This window comes from Mesorhizobium sp. CNPSo 4671 (assembly GCF_057784245.1).
The window spans coordinates 150,654-164,780 of record NZ_JBWLUW010000004.1 but is presented as its reverse complement, the minus strand read 5'-3'; the positions used below and the strand labels follow the sequence as shown (position 1 = coordinate 164,780).

The 14,127-nt window shown below is 64.3% G+C and carries 13 protein-coding genes; 11 read left to right on the top strand and 2 right to left on the bottom strand.

The genetic code is table 11. The annotated features are described in order from the left end of the window. Positions 1–188 precede the first annotated feature (188 nt). Both AC04SF_RS12855 and xylB read left to right on the top strand, forming a co-directional pair. A complete protein-coding gene (locus AC04SF_RS12855) occupies positions 189–1,511 on the top strand; it encodes a tetratricopeptide repeat protein (protein WP_488478097.1) in 1,323 nt (440 codons plus the stop codon). A gap of 81 nt (positions 1,512–1,592) precedes the next feature. Continuing rightward, positions 1,593–3,047, top strand: coding sequence for a xylulokinase (xylB, locus tag AC04SF_RS12850; protein WP_488478594.1), 1,455 nt, complete (start codon positions 1,593–1,595; stop codon positions 3,045–3,047). A gap of 197 nt (positions 3,048–3,244) precedes the next feature. Here xylB and AC04SF_RS12845 read toward each other — a convergent pair whose 3' ends face one another. After that, on the bottom strand, positions 3,245–3,607 hold the full coding sequence (locus tag AC04SF_RS12845) for a nuclear transport factor 2 family protein (RefSeq protein WP_096452727.1): 363 nt from the start codon (positions 3,605–3,607) through the stop codon (positions 3,245–3,247). Between the two features lie 113 nt (positions 3,608–3,720). Here AC04SF_RS12845 and xylA point away from each other — a divergent pair, with 113 nt between their 5' ends. The 3 genes from xylA to AC04SF_RS12830 all read left to right on the top strand — a co-directional run bounded on the left by xylA (position 3,721) and on the right by AC04SF_RS12830 (position 6,274). Beyond that, on the top strand, positions 3,721–5,046 hold the full coding sequence (xylA, locus tag AC04SF_RS12840; RefSeq protein ID WP_488478096.1) for a xylose isomerase: 1,326 nt from the start codon (positions 3,721–3,723) through the stop codon (positions 5,044–5,046). A gap of 202 nt (positions 5,047–5,248) precedes the next feature. Further along, complete coding sequence (locus AC04SF_RS12835; RefSeq protein WP_096452731.1) at positions 5,249–5,452, top strand: hypothetical protein; 204 nt, start codon at positions 5,249–5,251, stop codon at positions 5,450–5,452. Between the two features lie 60 nt (positions 5,453–5,512). After that, the gene (locus AC04SF_RS12830; protein ID WP_488478095.1) at positions 5,513–6,274 is read left to right on the top strand and encodes a TIGR01458 family HAD-type hydrolase; all 762 of its coding nucleotides are present in this window, start codon (positions 5,513–5,515) and stop codon (positions 6,272–6,274) included. On the opposite strand, the gene AC04SF_RS12825 is transcribed toward AC04SF_RS12830, so the two are convergent. After that, positions 6,255–7,235 carry a GlxA family transcriptional regulator gene (locus AC04SF_RS12825; RefSeq protein ID WP_258587981.1) on the bottom strand — a complete coding sequence of 327 codons (981 nt, stop codon included), beginning with the start codon at positions 7,233–7,235 and terminating at the stop codon, positions 6,255–6,257. The two genes, AC04SF_RS12830 and AC04SF_RS12825, sit on opposite strands and share 20 nt — an antisense overlap. Before the next feature lie 77 nt (positions 7,236–7,312). Here AC04SF_RS12825 and bcoG point away from each other — a divergent pair, with 77 nt between their 5' ends. The 6 genes from bcoG (at position 7,313) to AC04SF_RS12795 (ending at position 14,076) form a co-directional block, all read left to right on the top strand. Continuing rightward, a complete protein-coding gene (gene bcoG / locus AC04SF_RS12820) occupies positions 7,313–8,236 on the top strand; it encodes a 3-dehydrocarnitine:acetyl-CoA trimethylamine transferase BcoG (protein WP_488478094.1) in 924 nt (307 codons plus the stop codon). Between the two features lie 15 nt (positions 8,237–8,251). Beyond that, positions 8,252–8,881 carry an HD domain-containing protein gene (locus AC04SF_RS12815; RefSeq protein ID WP_488478093.1) on the top strand — a complete coding sequence of 210 codons (630 nt, stop codon included), beginning with the start codon at positions 8,252–8,254 and terminating at the stop codon, positions 8,879–8,881. Continuing rightward, positions 8,878–9,990, top strand: a complete 1,113-nt coding sequence (locus AC04SF_RS12810) for a carnitine 3-dehydrogenase (RefSeq protein WP_488478092.1) — start codon at positions 8,878–8,880, stop codon at positions 9,988–9,990. Before AC04SF_RS12815 ends, AC04SF_RS12810 begins: the two co-directional genes overlap by 4 nt. 4 nt (positions 9,991–9,994) lie before the next feature. Continuing rightward, on the top strand, positions 9,995–11,158 hold the full coding sequence (locus AC04SF_RS12805; protein ID WP_488478091.1) for an acyl-CoA dehydrogenase family protein: 1,164 nt from the start codon (positions 9,995–9,997) through the stop codon (positions 11,156–11,158). Positions 11,159–11,222: 64 nt separating this feature from the next. Then, positions 11,223–13,301 (top strand): acetate--CoA ligase family protein, encoded by a 2,079-nt coding sequence (locus AC04SF_RS12800; RefSeq protein WP_488478090.1) that lies wholly within the window; start codon positions 11,223–11,225, stop codon positions 13,299–13,301. Then, positions 13,294–14,076 (top strand): carnitinyl-CoA dehydratase, encoded by a 783-nt coding sequence (locus tag AC04SF_RS12795; protein WP_172220876.1) that lies wholly within the window; start codon positions 13,294–13,296, stop codon positions 14,074–14,076. Before AC04SF_RS12800 ends, AC04SF_RS12795 begins: the two co-directional genes overlap by 8 nt. Positions 14,077–14,127 lie beyond the last annotated feature (51 nt).

Sequence of the window (14,127 nt, the reverse complement as noted above, 5' to 3'; positions counted from 1 at the left end):
CGCCGCAATGAAGCCACAATTCGTTCGCTTTTACAAAGCCTAATCTGCAGCCCATGGTTGATGAACTGCAAAGGCTACTGGGATAGACCTTATAGAGTGCGCGATTGGCACGTCTGTGGCCCATGCTTTAAGATCGCCTTGGCCCGAAGGGCCGAGGGGCTTATCCCGGGTCGATCAGAGGATGTTGCATGGGAATCAGGGACACATTCGGCCTGACATTTTCAGGCGCCACCGAAGCGGGGTTCACGCCATACAGCCAGGCCGTGCGTGAACTGGCGTGCTTCATCGGCGATCCCGTCGCCTCCGTCGACCGTGCCATATCGGAGGATCCCGGTTTCGTCATGGCGCATGTCTTCAAGGGCTATCTCTTTGGCCTCGCCACCGAGCGTGACGCGACGGCGGTGGCCAGGGCCTGCCATGAGGCGGCGCTGCCGCTTGCCGCGACGGCGCGCGAAGCGGCGCATGTCTCAGCCCTCGGCCATCTCGCCAATGGACGCTGGCATGACGCCGCCAGAATCCTTGAGGATATCGCCATCGAGACCCCGCTCGACGCCGTGGCGCTGCAGGTCGGGCACCAGATCGACTTCTTCACCGGCAATGCCCGCATGTTGCGCGACCGCATCGCCCGCGCCTTGCCGTCCTGGCAAAGCGACATGCCGGGATACCACGCCATCCTCGGCATGCAGGCTTTCGGGCTGGAGGAGATGGGCGACTATGCCAGGGCCGAAAAGCTTGGCCGTGCGGCCGTCGAGATCGAGCCGCGCGATGGTTGGGCGCAGCACGCCGTGGCGCATGTCATGGAAATGCAAAGCCGGCAAAGGGACGGCATCACCTGGATGCGCGCCAATCCCGAAGCCTGGACGAAGGAAAGTTTCCTGCAGGTGCACAATTGGTGGCATCTGGCGCTGTTTCACTACGATCTCGGCGAGATCGACGACGTGTTGGCGCTCTATGACGGACCGATCTATGGCACGCCATCGGCGATGGCGTTGAACATGGTCGATGCGTCGGCCATCCTGTGGCGGCTGCATCTCGGCGGCGTCGACGTCGGCAACCGCTGGGCCGAGGTCGCCGCCAACTGGCCCAGGGCCGGCCTCGGTGACTACGCCTTCAACGATGCGCACGCGATGATGGCCTTCGTCGGCGCCGGCCTCGACGGACCCGCCCTTGCCTTGCTGGAGACGCAGCGCGAGGCGATGCGTGGCAGCGGCGACAACGTCGCTTTCACCCGCGATGTCGGCCATCCGCTGACACGGGCGATCAAGGCATTCGGCGAGGGCAAATACACCGAGGCCGTGCAGCTGATCCGGCCGATCCGGGCGATCGCCAGCCGTTTCGGCGGCAGCCACGCACAGCGCGATGTCATCGACCTGACGCTGATCGAAGCGGCCTTGCGGGCCGGTGACCGCGCGTTCGCCGGGGCGCTCACGGCGGAGCGTTCGATGGCGCGGCCGGACAGTCCGCTGTCGGCGCTGCTCGCACGACGCGCGGCCGATTTGTCAGAGAATTGACCGCAAGCGGATCTTGCCTTAAAAACTGGCTCAGCCAGATTTTTTCGAGATCCGAAAAAAATAATGGCATGGGAGGAAAACATGTATCTCGGCCTCGACCTGGGCACGTCGGGCGTCAAGGCGCTGCTGATCGATGCCGGACAGAATGTCGTCGGCTCCGGCCATGGCGCGCTTGACGTTTCGCGGCCGCATCCCGGCTGGTCCGAACAGGATCCGTCGCACTGGATACGCGCCTGCGAAGACGCGATCGCCGAACTGAAGGCTTCCCATCCCAGAGAGTTCGCGGCTATGAAAGGCATCGGCCTGTCCGGCCAGATGCATGGCGCGACCTTGCTCGATGCGGCTGATCATGTGCTGCGCCCCTGCATCCTGTGGAACGACACGCGCAGCCATGTCGAGGCAGCAACGCTCGACGCCGATCCGCGCTTCCGCGCGCTCACCGGCAACATCGTTTTCCCCGGCTTCACCGCGCCCAAGCTCGCCTGGGTGAAGAACAACGAGCCCGCTGTCTTCGCCAAGGTTGCCAAGGTGCTGCTGCCGAAGGATTTCCTGCGGCTTTGGCTCTCCGGCGAGCACATTTCGGAGATGTCGGATTCGGCCGGCACGTCCTGGCTCGATGTCGGCAAGCGCCGCTGGTCGCCTGAACTGCTGGCGGCTACATCGCTTGACGAAAAGCAGATGCCGTCTCTGGTCGAAGGGACAGAGAAGGCCGGCGGGTTGCGCAGCGAATTGGCGTCGAAATGGGGCGTCGAGGCCGGCATCCCGGTTGCCGGCGGCGCCGGCGACAATGCGGCTTCCGCCTGCGGCATGGGCACCGTCGGCGCCGGCCATGCCTTCGTCTCGCTCGGCACGTCGGGCGTGCTGTTTGCAGCCAACGCGTCCTATCTGCCCAACCCGGCAAGTGCGGTCCACACCTTCTGCCATGCGCTGCCCGACACCTGGCACCAGATGGGCGTCATCCTGTCGGCGACTGATTCGCTCAACTGGCTGTCGGAGATCACGGGCAAAGGCGCAGGCGAACTGACATCGGAACTCGGCGATACGCTGAAGGCGCCGACCGGCGTGTCCTTCCTGCCTTACCTCTCTGGCGAGCGCACGCCGCACAATGATTCGGCCATTCGGGGTTCCTTCACCGGGTTGGCGCATGAATCGAGCCGTGCGGTGCTGACGCAGGCAGTCCTCGAAGGCGTCGCCTTCGCCTTCCGCGACAGCCTCGAAGCCTTGAAAACAGCCGGCACCACATTGACGCGCGTCACGGCGATCGGCGGCGGCTCACGCTCGCGCTACTGGCTGAAATCGATCGCCACTGCGCTGCAGGTGCCGGTGGACATACCCGCCGACGGCGATTTCGGCGCCGCCTTCGGTGCTGCCAGGCTCGGCCTGATCGCGGCGACGGGTGCGGATCCGTTGGCCGTCTGCTCAGCGCCCAGGACGGATGCCACGATCGAACCGGATGCCAAGCTTGGTGGGGCGTATGCGGACGCTTATCAGCGCTACCGGGCGCTGTATCCGGCGATCAGGGCGGTAACCGCGTGAGCATGTGCGAGGCCCCCCTCTCTGCCCTGCCGGGCATCTCCCCCTCAAGGGGGGAGATTGGCAGTGGGGGTGCCCCGCTCATTTCTGCAACGCAGGAGATTGGCGAAAGCCGACGCGACATCCGATCTCCCCCCTTGAGGGGGAGATGGCCGGCAGGCCAGAGAGGGGGGCCTCGCGCCGCCTCTACGAAATTGCCCTCACTGCGCCGGCACCTTGTCCAGAAACCCGGTGACGCTCTTGAGCCGCCCGTTCTCGATGATGCCGATGTCGGTGCCTTCGATGACCGAAGGGACGCCCTCGGGGCCGAGATTCCAGGAGAAGCGGATCTTGTCGGCGAAGCCGTCCGGCGTGCCCTTCAGCGAGAACCGGAAGCCGGCAAAGCGCTGCTGCACCCCGTCGATCAGCGCCGCGACGCCTTCATGGCCGTCGCCCTGCATCAGCGGATCGCGATAGCTGACGTCTTCGGTGAAAGCGGCCTTGAGCAATTCCGCACGGCGGCTGGCATCGCTTTCGTTCCAGGCGGTGATGTAGCCCTCGGCGATTTTGTTGAGGTCGGTCATGGTCTGTCTCCTTCGTTGAGTGGCTTTGACACGACCCTTTTCACCCCACGGCAGAGCGAAACCAATTACGCCTGAGGTAATCAGGGCGAACTATTCGAGAGAGGACAGAAATCATGAGCAGCGGATTTTTCGGCGACATCCAGAAGATCAAATATGAGGGGCCGGATTCGACCAATCCGCTGGCCTACCGCTTCTACAATCCCGACGAGGTGGTCGCCGGCAAGCGGCTGGAAGACCATCTGCGCTTCGCCGTCGCCTACTGGCACTCCTTCGCCTGGCCGGGCGGCGATCCCTTCGGCGGCCAGACCTTCGACCGTCCCTGGTTCCCCAAGGCGGGTGGCATCGACACGATGGAACTGGCGAAACTCAAGGCCGATGTCGCCTTCGAGATGTTCTCGCTGCTCGGCGCGCCCTATTTCTGCTTCCACGACGCCGATGTCCGCCCCGAGGGCAAGGACTTTTCCGAAAGCGCTGCCCGCCTCGATGAGATCGCCGATTATTTTTCGGCCAAGATGAAGCAGACCGGCGTCAAGCTGCTCTGGGGCACGGCCAACCTGTTCTCCAATCGCCGCTTCATGTCGGGTGCCGCCACCAACCCCGATCCAGACGTCTTTGCCTATGCGGCCGCGACGGTGAAGAGCTGCATCGACGTCACCAAGCGGCTGAAGGGCGAGAACTACGTGCTGTGGGGCGGGCGCGAGGGCTATGAGACGCTGCTCAACACCGATCTTGCCCGCGAGCAGGAACAGGCCGGTCGCTTCCTCAGCCTCGTCGTCGACTACAAGCACAAGATCGGCTTCAAGGGCACCATCCTGATCGAGCCGAAGCCGCAGGAGCCGACCAAGCACCAGTATGATTATGACGTCGCCACGGTCTATGGCTTCCTCAAGCGCTTCGGCCTGGAGAAGGAAGTAAAACTCAACATCGAGCAGGGCCACGCCATCCTCGCCGGCCATTCCTTCGAGCACGAGCTGGCGCTGGCCAATGCGCTTGGCGTCTTCGGCTCGATCGACATGAACCGCAACGACTACCAGTCCGGCTGGGACACCGACCAGTTTCCCAACAACGTGCCGGAAATGGCGCTGGCCTATTACCAGGTCCTGCAGGCCGGCGGCTTCAAGACCGGCGGCACCAATTTCGACGCCAAGCTGCGCCGCCAGTCGCTCGATCCGCAGGACCTGCTGATCGGTCATATCGGCGGCATGGATTCTTGCGCACGCGGTCTGAAGGCTGCGGCGCGCATGGTCGAGGACAAGGCGTTGTCGGGTCCGCTGGCCGAGCGCTATGCCGGCTGGAATACCGCCGAGGCCAAGGCGATGCTGTCGGGCAAGCGCACGCTGGAGGACATCGCCGAACGCGTGGTGAAGAAGAAGATCGAGCCGCAGCCGCGCTCCGGCCGCCAGGAATTGCTGGAAAACATCGTCAACCGCTACGTCTGACGCCGGACTCGCTGATTTGTACCTTTTCCCGGGCGGCGAGATAGCCAAACCGTCGCCCGGAACGCCTTTGCGCACGAGGCGGACCTACAACAAGGTTCTGCCCAGAACTGCCCCTCAATCGCCCCGCTCTTGCCTTCAAACAGCCGTCACGTACCTCGTATAGTGTTGGCATGTGGCGGGAAGGAAAGAAGGAGGCGAACACATGCAGCACGAGCGCGAAATCGACGCCCTGCTCTCTCCTGGCGAGGCCGGATCGATCATCGATCGGCTGATGGCGCTGCCACATTCGAAGGACAGTGCCCGCAAAGCAAATGAATGGGATCGCGCGGTCGCCGCGCGACTTGAAACAGTGTTGGCCAATAGCATGCGCTCGCGCATTGTCGGCGAAAGTCGCGACGCCGCCTGATAATGCCAATGATTTGACGAACGGAGGCAGTTTCTCCATCCTTCATCCATGATACGCGCGGTGCTCCTGGATCTTCTGGGTGTCATCTATGATGCCGACACCCCGATCGCGGGCGCCGTGGCCGCGGTCGAGCGCCTGCGTCGGGCCGGCTTGCCGCTCCGCTTTGTCAGCAACACGACACGCACGCCGCGCAAAGCAATGATCGATCAGCTTGCTGCTCTGGGAATCGAGGTGACCGATGCGGAATTGCTGACGCCGGCCCGTGCCGCTGTCGAATGGCTGCGCCGCCATGAATGCCGGCCCCATTTGCTCGTCCATCCTGACCTGGAAGCCGAGTTCTCCGGACTGGAGGGCGGGAACGGGTGTGCTGTCGTCGTCGGCGATGCCGGTGACGCCTTCGACTATGCTGGTCTCAACCGGGCGTTTCGCGAACTCGTTGCCGGCGCCGATTTCGTGGCGCTTGCCACCAACCGTACCTTCAAGGATGCGGACGGCCTGTTTAGCCTCGACGCCGGCGCGTTTGTTGCGGCGCTCGAATTCGCCAGCCGCCGTCCCCCCGTAGTGCTCGGCAAGCCGTCGCCGGATTTCTTCCTTTCGGCGCTCGCCGACGTGAACTGCCCGGCGGCCGATGCGGTCATGGTCGGCGACGATGCGGAAAGCGATGTCGCCGGCGCGCTGCGTGCGGGACTTGGCGCGGCACTGCTCGTTCGGACGGGCAAGTATCGCCCGGGCGATGAAACACGCTTCGATCCGCCCCCGACGGCGATCGTCCACGATCTCGCCGCTGCGGCGGATTGGATACTCAACCGCGCCGCAGCCTGACCGGCGCTTCGCCGAACGCTCTTGAAAACGCTCTTGAAAATGCCGCGGCGGACGAGAAACCTGTCCGCCCGGCAATGTCGGCCATGGCCACCCTGGTGTCGACCACCAGCCTGCGCGCGGCACCCAGGCGCAGCCTGAGATAATAGGCACCCGGCGTTTCGCCGATCGACTTGCGAAAAATGCTTTCCAGGGTGCGTGCCGTCACCCCGGCACGCTTGGCGATGGCCTCTATGGTCAGCGGCTGGTCGACATGCGCTTCCATCAGCCGGATGGCCTGCGCCAAGCGTGGGTCGTAGCCGTCGAGCCGGCCAAGCGAGACCAGCGGCTGCGCATCGGTCGCCACGCGCGCTTGGTCGTAGATGAAGGCGCTTGCCACATCGAGCGCCACAGCCATGCCGAGCCGGGTGCGGATCAGGTGCAGCATCAGGTCGAGCGTCGGCGACGCACCGCCTGTGGTGAAGACCGGCCCATCGATGATGTATCGATCGGGGCGCACGTCGACGCCGGGAAAGGCCGACGAAAAATCCTCCATGTCTTCCCAATGGGTGGTGGCGCTGCGCCCTTCCAGCAGGCCGGCGCGCGCCACCAGCCAGGTGCCCGCCTCGACGCCGCCGCAGGCGCGGGCCGACCGTGCCGCCCGCCGCAGCCCGGCGAGCAAGGCTGACGTGGCATAGTTCTGCGTGCCGAAACCCGCGACCACGACCAGGACGTCGGTAGGCTCCGTCGCATCGAACCGGCCGCTGACCGCCACGGGCAGCCCACATGTCGTGACCGGGGCCTCCCCGGTCACCGAAACCAGTTTGAAGTCGAACAGGGTTTCGCCGGCGATGCGGTTGGCGGCGCGTAGCGGATCGACCGCGCATGCCACGCACATGATGGACGCCCCGGAAAACACCAGCAACGTCACCTTCAGCGGCGATTGCTCTGAGCGAAAGATTGTCATCTTTTCGTTTTTTATCATGTCGTCTTCGTAAAGCGCAAAGCAACCTCCCGCAAGTCGCGCAATGCTGTGCTCTCTGTTTGATTAGGGAGAATTCCATGCCGCTTGCGATGAACCGTGAGGTTTTCATTACCTGTGCCGTGACCGGGTCCGGCGGCTCGCAGGATCGCTCTCCGCATGTGCCGCGTTCGCCCAAGCAGATCGCCGATTCGGCCATCGACGCGGCCAAGGCCGGTGCGGCGATCGTCCACTGCCATGTGCGCGATCCCGAGACCGGCAAACCGCGCCGCGATGTGCATCTCTACCGTGAAGTGACCGAGCGCATCCGTGACGCGAACGTCGATGTCATCCTGAACCTGACCGCCGGTATGGGCGGCGACATGGTGTTCGGCTCGCCGGAAGCGCCGCTGCCGCTCAACGAAAAAGGCACCGACATGGGCGGCGCCACCAACCGCATGGAACATGTGCGCCAGTGCCTGCCGGAAATCTGCACGCTGGATTGCGGCACCATGAACTTCGCCGAAGCCGACTACGTCATGACCAACACGCCGGGCATGCTGCGCGCCATGGGCGGCATGATGACGGCGCTCGGCGTCAAGCCCGAGATCGAGGCCTTCGACACCGGCCATCTGTGGTTCGCCAAGCAGTTGGTCGACGAGAAGGTGCTCAACCCCGACGCGCTGGTGCAGCTCTGCATGGGCGTGCCGTGGGGGGCGCCGGACGATCTCAACACCTTCATGGCCATGGTCAACAATGTCCCGTCGACCTGGAACTGGTCGGCTTTCGCCATCGGCCGCAACCAGATGGCCTATGCGGCGGCGGCGGTGCTCGCCGGCGGCAATGTCCGCGTCGGTCTCGAAGACAATCTGTGGCTCGACAAGGGCGTGCTCGCCACCAACGCGCAGCTGGTCGAGCGCGCCGCCAGCATCGTCACCAATCTCGGTGCCAGGATTTTGGGGCCGGAGGAAGTGCGCAAGAAGCTCAACCTGACCAAGCGGGCGCCGATCGCAGCCGCGGCATAAAGACGGGAGTGCACCATGGCTACCGTCAAATTCTCCGCGATGAAGGATGGCGACAAGGACGACTACGAGTTCCTGACCGCCCATGAAATCGACTATGCCGCCAAGACCGGCGAGCGGCTGCTCGACGCGCTGGTGCAGCTCGACGAAGGCTTGTCGGGCTACAAGATCACCCGGCTTGGCCATTCGCTGCAGGCGGCTACGCGCGCCTGGCGCGACGGCGCCGATACCGACTGGATCGCCTGCGCACTGCTGCATGATATCGGCGACATCTACGCGCCCTACAATCACGACGAATACGCCGCTTCGATCCTGAAGCCCTTCGTGCGCGAGCAATGCACCTGGGTGGTGGAAAAGCATGGCGATTTCCAGCGGCTCTATTACGCCCACCATCTTGGCGGCAACCGCCATGCCCGCGACCGGTTCGCAGGCCATGCCTTTTTCGACGATTGCGACCAGTTTTGCGAACGCTGGGACCAGTCGAGCTTCGACCCCGATTATGAGACGTTGCCGATCGACTTCTTCCGGCCCTTCGTGCTCGAAGTCTTTGCCCGCAAGGCTTACGACCCGGCCGTGATCCGCGCCGGCGAGCGTGTGCCTCTCATCGATCCCGAAACTGCCAGGACAAGAACCGGAGCCTCAGCATGAGCATCATCAACAAGGCGGCCGCCATTGGCGGCGGTGTCATCGGCGCCGGCTGGGTGGCGCGGCTGCTGCTCAACGGCATCGACGTCTCGATCTTCGATCCGGATCCCGAAGCCTCGCGCAAGGTTTCGGAAGTGATGAAAGGTGCACGCCGCGCCTATAAGCAGATGGTTCCCGGCGGCCTGCCGAAAGAGGGCAAGCTGACCTTCGCCAAGACCATCGCAGAGGCGGTGGCCGATGCCGATTTCATCCAGGAAAGCGTGCCGGAACGGCTCGACCTCAAGCACAAGGTGCTGGCCGAGATCGATGCCCATGCCCCGGCCAATGCTATCGTCGGCTCGTCGACCTCCGGCATCAAGCCGACCGACATGCAGGTGGCGATGAAGAAGCACCCCGAGCGGCTGGTCGTCGGCCATCCGTTCAATCCGGTCTATCTCCTGCCGCTGGTCGAAATCGTCGGCGGTGATCAGACTTTCCCCGAGGCCATCGAGGTCGCCAAGGAGATCTATGCCTCGATCGGCATGAAGCCGGTCGTCATCCGCAAGGAGATCGAAGCTTTCGTCGGCGATCGCCTGCTCGAAGCGGCCTGGCGCGAAGCGCTGTGGCTGATCAAGGACGGCATCTGCACCGTCGAGGAGCTCGACGACATCATGCGCTACGGCTTCGGCCTGCGCTGGGCGCAGATGGGCATGTTCCAGGTCTACCGCGTCGCCGGCGGCGAAGCCGGCATGCGCCACTTCATGGCGCAGTTCGGCCCGTGCCTGAAATGGCCGTGGACCAAGCTGATGGACGTGCCGGAGTTCAATGACGAACTGGTCGACCTGATCGCCACCCAGTCGGACGACCAGGCGCATGGCCTGTCGATCCGCGAGCTGGAAAAGATCCGCGACGACAATCTGGTTGCGATCATGGATGCGCTGTCGAAGCAGAACAAGGGCAAGGGCTGGGGCGCCGGCGCCTTGCACAAGGATTACACCAAGCAGCTGGCCAAGCTGGCGGCGAAGAAGCCGGCGGCTTCCAAGGCCGCCGAGAAGGCCAAGGCCTCCAAGCCGGTGAAGAGGGCCGAAAAGCCGGCAAAGGGCGGCAAGGCGAAGAAAAGCAAGAAAGGCTGAGACGATGGATTTCGGTCTTTCGGAGGAACAAAAACTCATCGTCGAGACGACGCGCGCCTTCGTCGAGAACGAGCTTTACCCGCATGAGCGCGAGGTCGAGCGCACCGGCGTGCTGCGCCGCGATCTGATCGAGGAGATCAAGGCCAAGGCGATCCAAGCCGGCCTCTATGCCGCCAACATGCCGGCGGACGTCGGTGGCGCGGGCCTCGATACGGTGACCTGGCTGCTCTACGAAAAGGAGCTCGGCCGCGCCAACTACGCGCTGCACTGGACCTGCGTCGCGCGTCCCTCCAACATCCTCTTGGCCGGCACGCCGGAGCAGCGCGAAAAATACCTGTTCCCCTGCATCCGCGGCGAGAAATGGGACTGCCTGGCAATGACCGAGCCGGGCGCCGGTTCCGACCTGCGCGGCATGAAGGCATCAGCCGTGCAGGATGGCGACGACTGGGTGCTCAACGGCACCAAGCATTTCATCTCCCACGCCGATCTCGCCGATTTCGCCATCGTCTTCATGGCTTCCGGCGAAGAGGATTCGCCGCGCGGCAAGCGCAAGAAGATCACCGCCTTCTTCGTCGACAAGGGCACCAAGGGCTTTGCGGTGCGCGACGGCTATCGCAATGTCTCGCATCGCGGCTACACCAACGCCATCCTCGAATTCGACGATTGCCGGCTGCCGGCAAGCCAGGTGCTCGGCGAAGTGCATAGAGGCTTCGAAGTCGCCAATTCTTGGTTGGGCGCCACCCGCCTGCAGGTTGGCGCCACCTGTCTCGGCCGGGCCGAGCGGGCGCTCGGCCACGCCATCGAGTATTCCGCGCAGCGCCAGCAATTCGGCCAGCAGATCGGCAAGTTCCAGGGTGTGTCGTTCAAGCTTGCCGACATGGCCACGGAACTGAAAGCCGCCGACCTGATGGTGTTCGAAGCCGGCTGGAAATACGATCAGGGCACCGTCACCGACCAGGACATGGCCATGGCCAAGCTGAAGGCCACCGAAATGCTGGCCTACGTTGCCGACGAAGCGATCCAGATCCATGGCGGCATGGGGCTGATGGACGATCTGCCGCTGGAGCGCATCTGGCGCGACGCCCGCGTCGAGCGCATCTGGGAAGGCACGTCGGAGATTCAGCGACATATTATTTCGCGGGCGCTGCTGCGTCCGTTCGGAGCTTAGAGCATGATGCGCCAAAGCCGGGATTCGGCTCTGGCAGACATCGCGCTCAAACGAAAAGATGACCATGCATAAACTTGAACGTCTCCTGCGCCCGAAATCGATCGCCGTCTTCGGTGGTGTGCAGGCCGCCGCCGTCGTCGCGCAATCGATCAAGATGGGTTTTGCCGGCGAAATCTGGCCGGTGCACCCGACCAAGGACGAAGTTGCCGGGCGCAAGGCCTATCGGTCCGTCGCGGATTTACCCGGCGCGCCGGATGCCGCCTTTGTCGGCGTCAACCGCCATCTGACCATCGAGGTCGTCAAGGCGCTGGCCGAGCGCGGCGCCGGTGGTGCCGTCTGCTTTGCCGCCGGCTTCCTCGAGACCGAGGCCTATGATGACGATGGCGAACGATTGCAGGCCGAGCTCGTCGCCGCAGCCGGCGAGATGCCGATCATCGGCCCAAACTGCTATGGCCTGATCAACTATGCCGATGGCGCGCTTTTGTGGCCGGACCAGCATGGCGGCATCAGGTTGGACGAGGGCGGCAAGGGTGTCGCCATCATCACCCAGTCCTCCAACATCGCCATCAACATGACGATGCAGAAGCGCGGCCTGCCGATCGCCTTCCTGATGACCGCCGGCAACCAGGCGCAGACCGGTCTTTCCGAAATGGCGCTCGGCCTGATCGAGGACGATCGGGTGACATCGCTCGGCTTGCACATCGAGGCTTTTGACTCCGTAGCCGGCTTCGAGAGGCTGGCGGCACGGGCGCGCGAACTGAAAAAACCGATTATCGCCATGAAGGTCGGCCGCTCCGAGCAGGCGCGGCAGGCGACGGTGTCGCATACCGCCTCGCTGGCCGGCTCGGATGCGGCATCGGGTGCCTTCCTGAGGCGGCTCGGCATTGCGCGTGTCGATTCCATTCCCGCCTTCATCGAGGCGTTGAAGCTGCTGCACATCACCGGTCCGCTGCCCGGCTATAGGCTGTCGTCGATGAGCTGCTCCGGCGGCGAAGCCTCCGTCATGGCCGACAGTGCCGAAGGCCGCTGGGTCAATTTCCCGGTTCTGACGGAAACGCACCGCGCCCATGTCAAATCGACGCTCGGGCCGCTGGTCGCGGTCGCCAACCCGTTGGATTATCACACCTTCATCTGGAACAACGAGCCGGCGATGACCGCCACCTTCACCGCCATGGTGTCGGGCGGCTTCGACCTCAACATGCTGGTGCTCGACTTTCCGCGCCCCGACCGCTGCTCGGTCACCGACTGGTGGGCGACGCTGCGCGCCTTCGAATCGGCGCTGAAAACCAACAAGGCGCATGGCGCCATCGTCTCCTCGCTGCCGGAAAACCTGCCGGAAGAATACACCGCCGAACTGATGGCGCGCGGCATGGTGCCGTTGTTCGGCATTTCCGAGGCGATGGATGCCGCAGGCGCAGCAGCCTTCATCGGCTGGGCGTGGGCTGAGCCGCAGGCGCAGCCGATCGACACCTCCGCTTCCGGCGCCGCCGGCGGCGAGCATGTCACGCCCGATGAGGCCGAGGCCAAGGCGCGGCTGATCAAGGCCGGGCTGCCAGTGCCCAAGGGCGAGCGCGCCGGCAATGCGGTCGAGGCGGTGATCTCGTCGATGGCGCTAGGCTTTCCCGTCGCGCTGAAGGCGCTGGGTGTCACCCACAAATCCGAGGTCGGCGCTGTCAGGCTCAACCTCAAGGACGCGGAATCCGTGAGCACGGCGGCGCATGATCTGCTGCCGCTGGGCACCGGGCTTTATGTCGAGCGCATGGTGCGCGACGGCGTCGCCGAACTGATCGTCGGCTTCACCAGGGATCCGATGTTCGGCGCGGTGATGACGCTGGGCACAGGCGGCGTGCTGGTCGAGTTGCTGCGCGACAGCGTCACGTTGATGCTGCCGGCGACCCGCGACGACATCGAGGCGGCATTGCGCGGCCTCAAACTGTTCCCGCTGCTCGAAGGCTATCGCGGCCGGCCGAGGGCCGACGTCGCGGCCGCCATCGACGCCATCGCGGGCATTGCCGGCTTCGTGCAGAAGAATGCCGGCGAGATCGAGGAACTCGACATCAACCCACTGATCGTCTGCGTCGAAGGCAAGGGCGCCTGGATCGCCGACGCGCTGCTGGTGCTGGGAGAGAACAAGAATGTCTGACGTCATTTCGACCCGCCGCGAAGGCTCGATCCTCGAGGTCACACTCGACCGGCCCAAGGCCAACGCCATCGATCTGAAGACGTCGCGGCTGATGGGTGAAACCTTCAAGGCGTTCCGCGACGATCCGGAGCTGCGCGTCGCCATCGTCAAGACAGCCGGCGACAAGTTCTTCTGCGCCGGCTGGGACCTCAAGGCGGCCGCCGGCGGCGATGCGGTCGATGGCGACTATGGCGTCGGCGGCTTTGCCGGCCTGCAGGAACTGCGCGACCTGAACAAGCCCGTCATCGCTTGCGTCAACGGCATGGCGGTGGGCGGCGGCTTCGAACTGGCGCTGTCCTGCGACCTCATCTACGCCTCCGACCACTCTTCCTTCGCGCTCCCCGAAATCCGCGCCGGCACGCTGGCCGATGCCGCGACGATCAAGCTGCCGAAGCGCATTCCCTACCACGTCGCCATGGACCTTCTGCTCACCGGCCGCTGGATGGATGTCGCCGAAGCGCATCGCTGGGGCCTGGTCAACGAGGTGCTGCCCAAGGAGAAGCTCGAGGACCGCGTCTGGGAGATCGCCCGGCTTTTGGCCAGCGGCCCGCCGCTGGTGTTCGCCGCGATCAAGGAGACGGCGCGAGTGGCCGAGGCGCTGACCTTCCAGGACGCCATGAACCGGGTGACGCGCCGCCAACTGGCAACGGTCGATGCGCTCTATGGCTCGGAAGACAACATGGAAGGTTTCCGCGCTTTCGCCGAAAAGCGCGATCCGGTGTGGAAGGGGAAGTGAGCCGTTTTGCCCTCTCCTTGATGGGGAGGGTCGGACCGAAGGTCCGGGGTG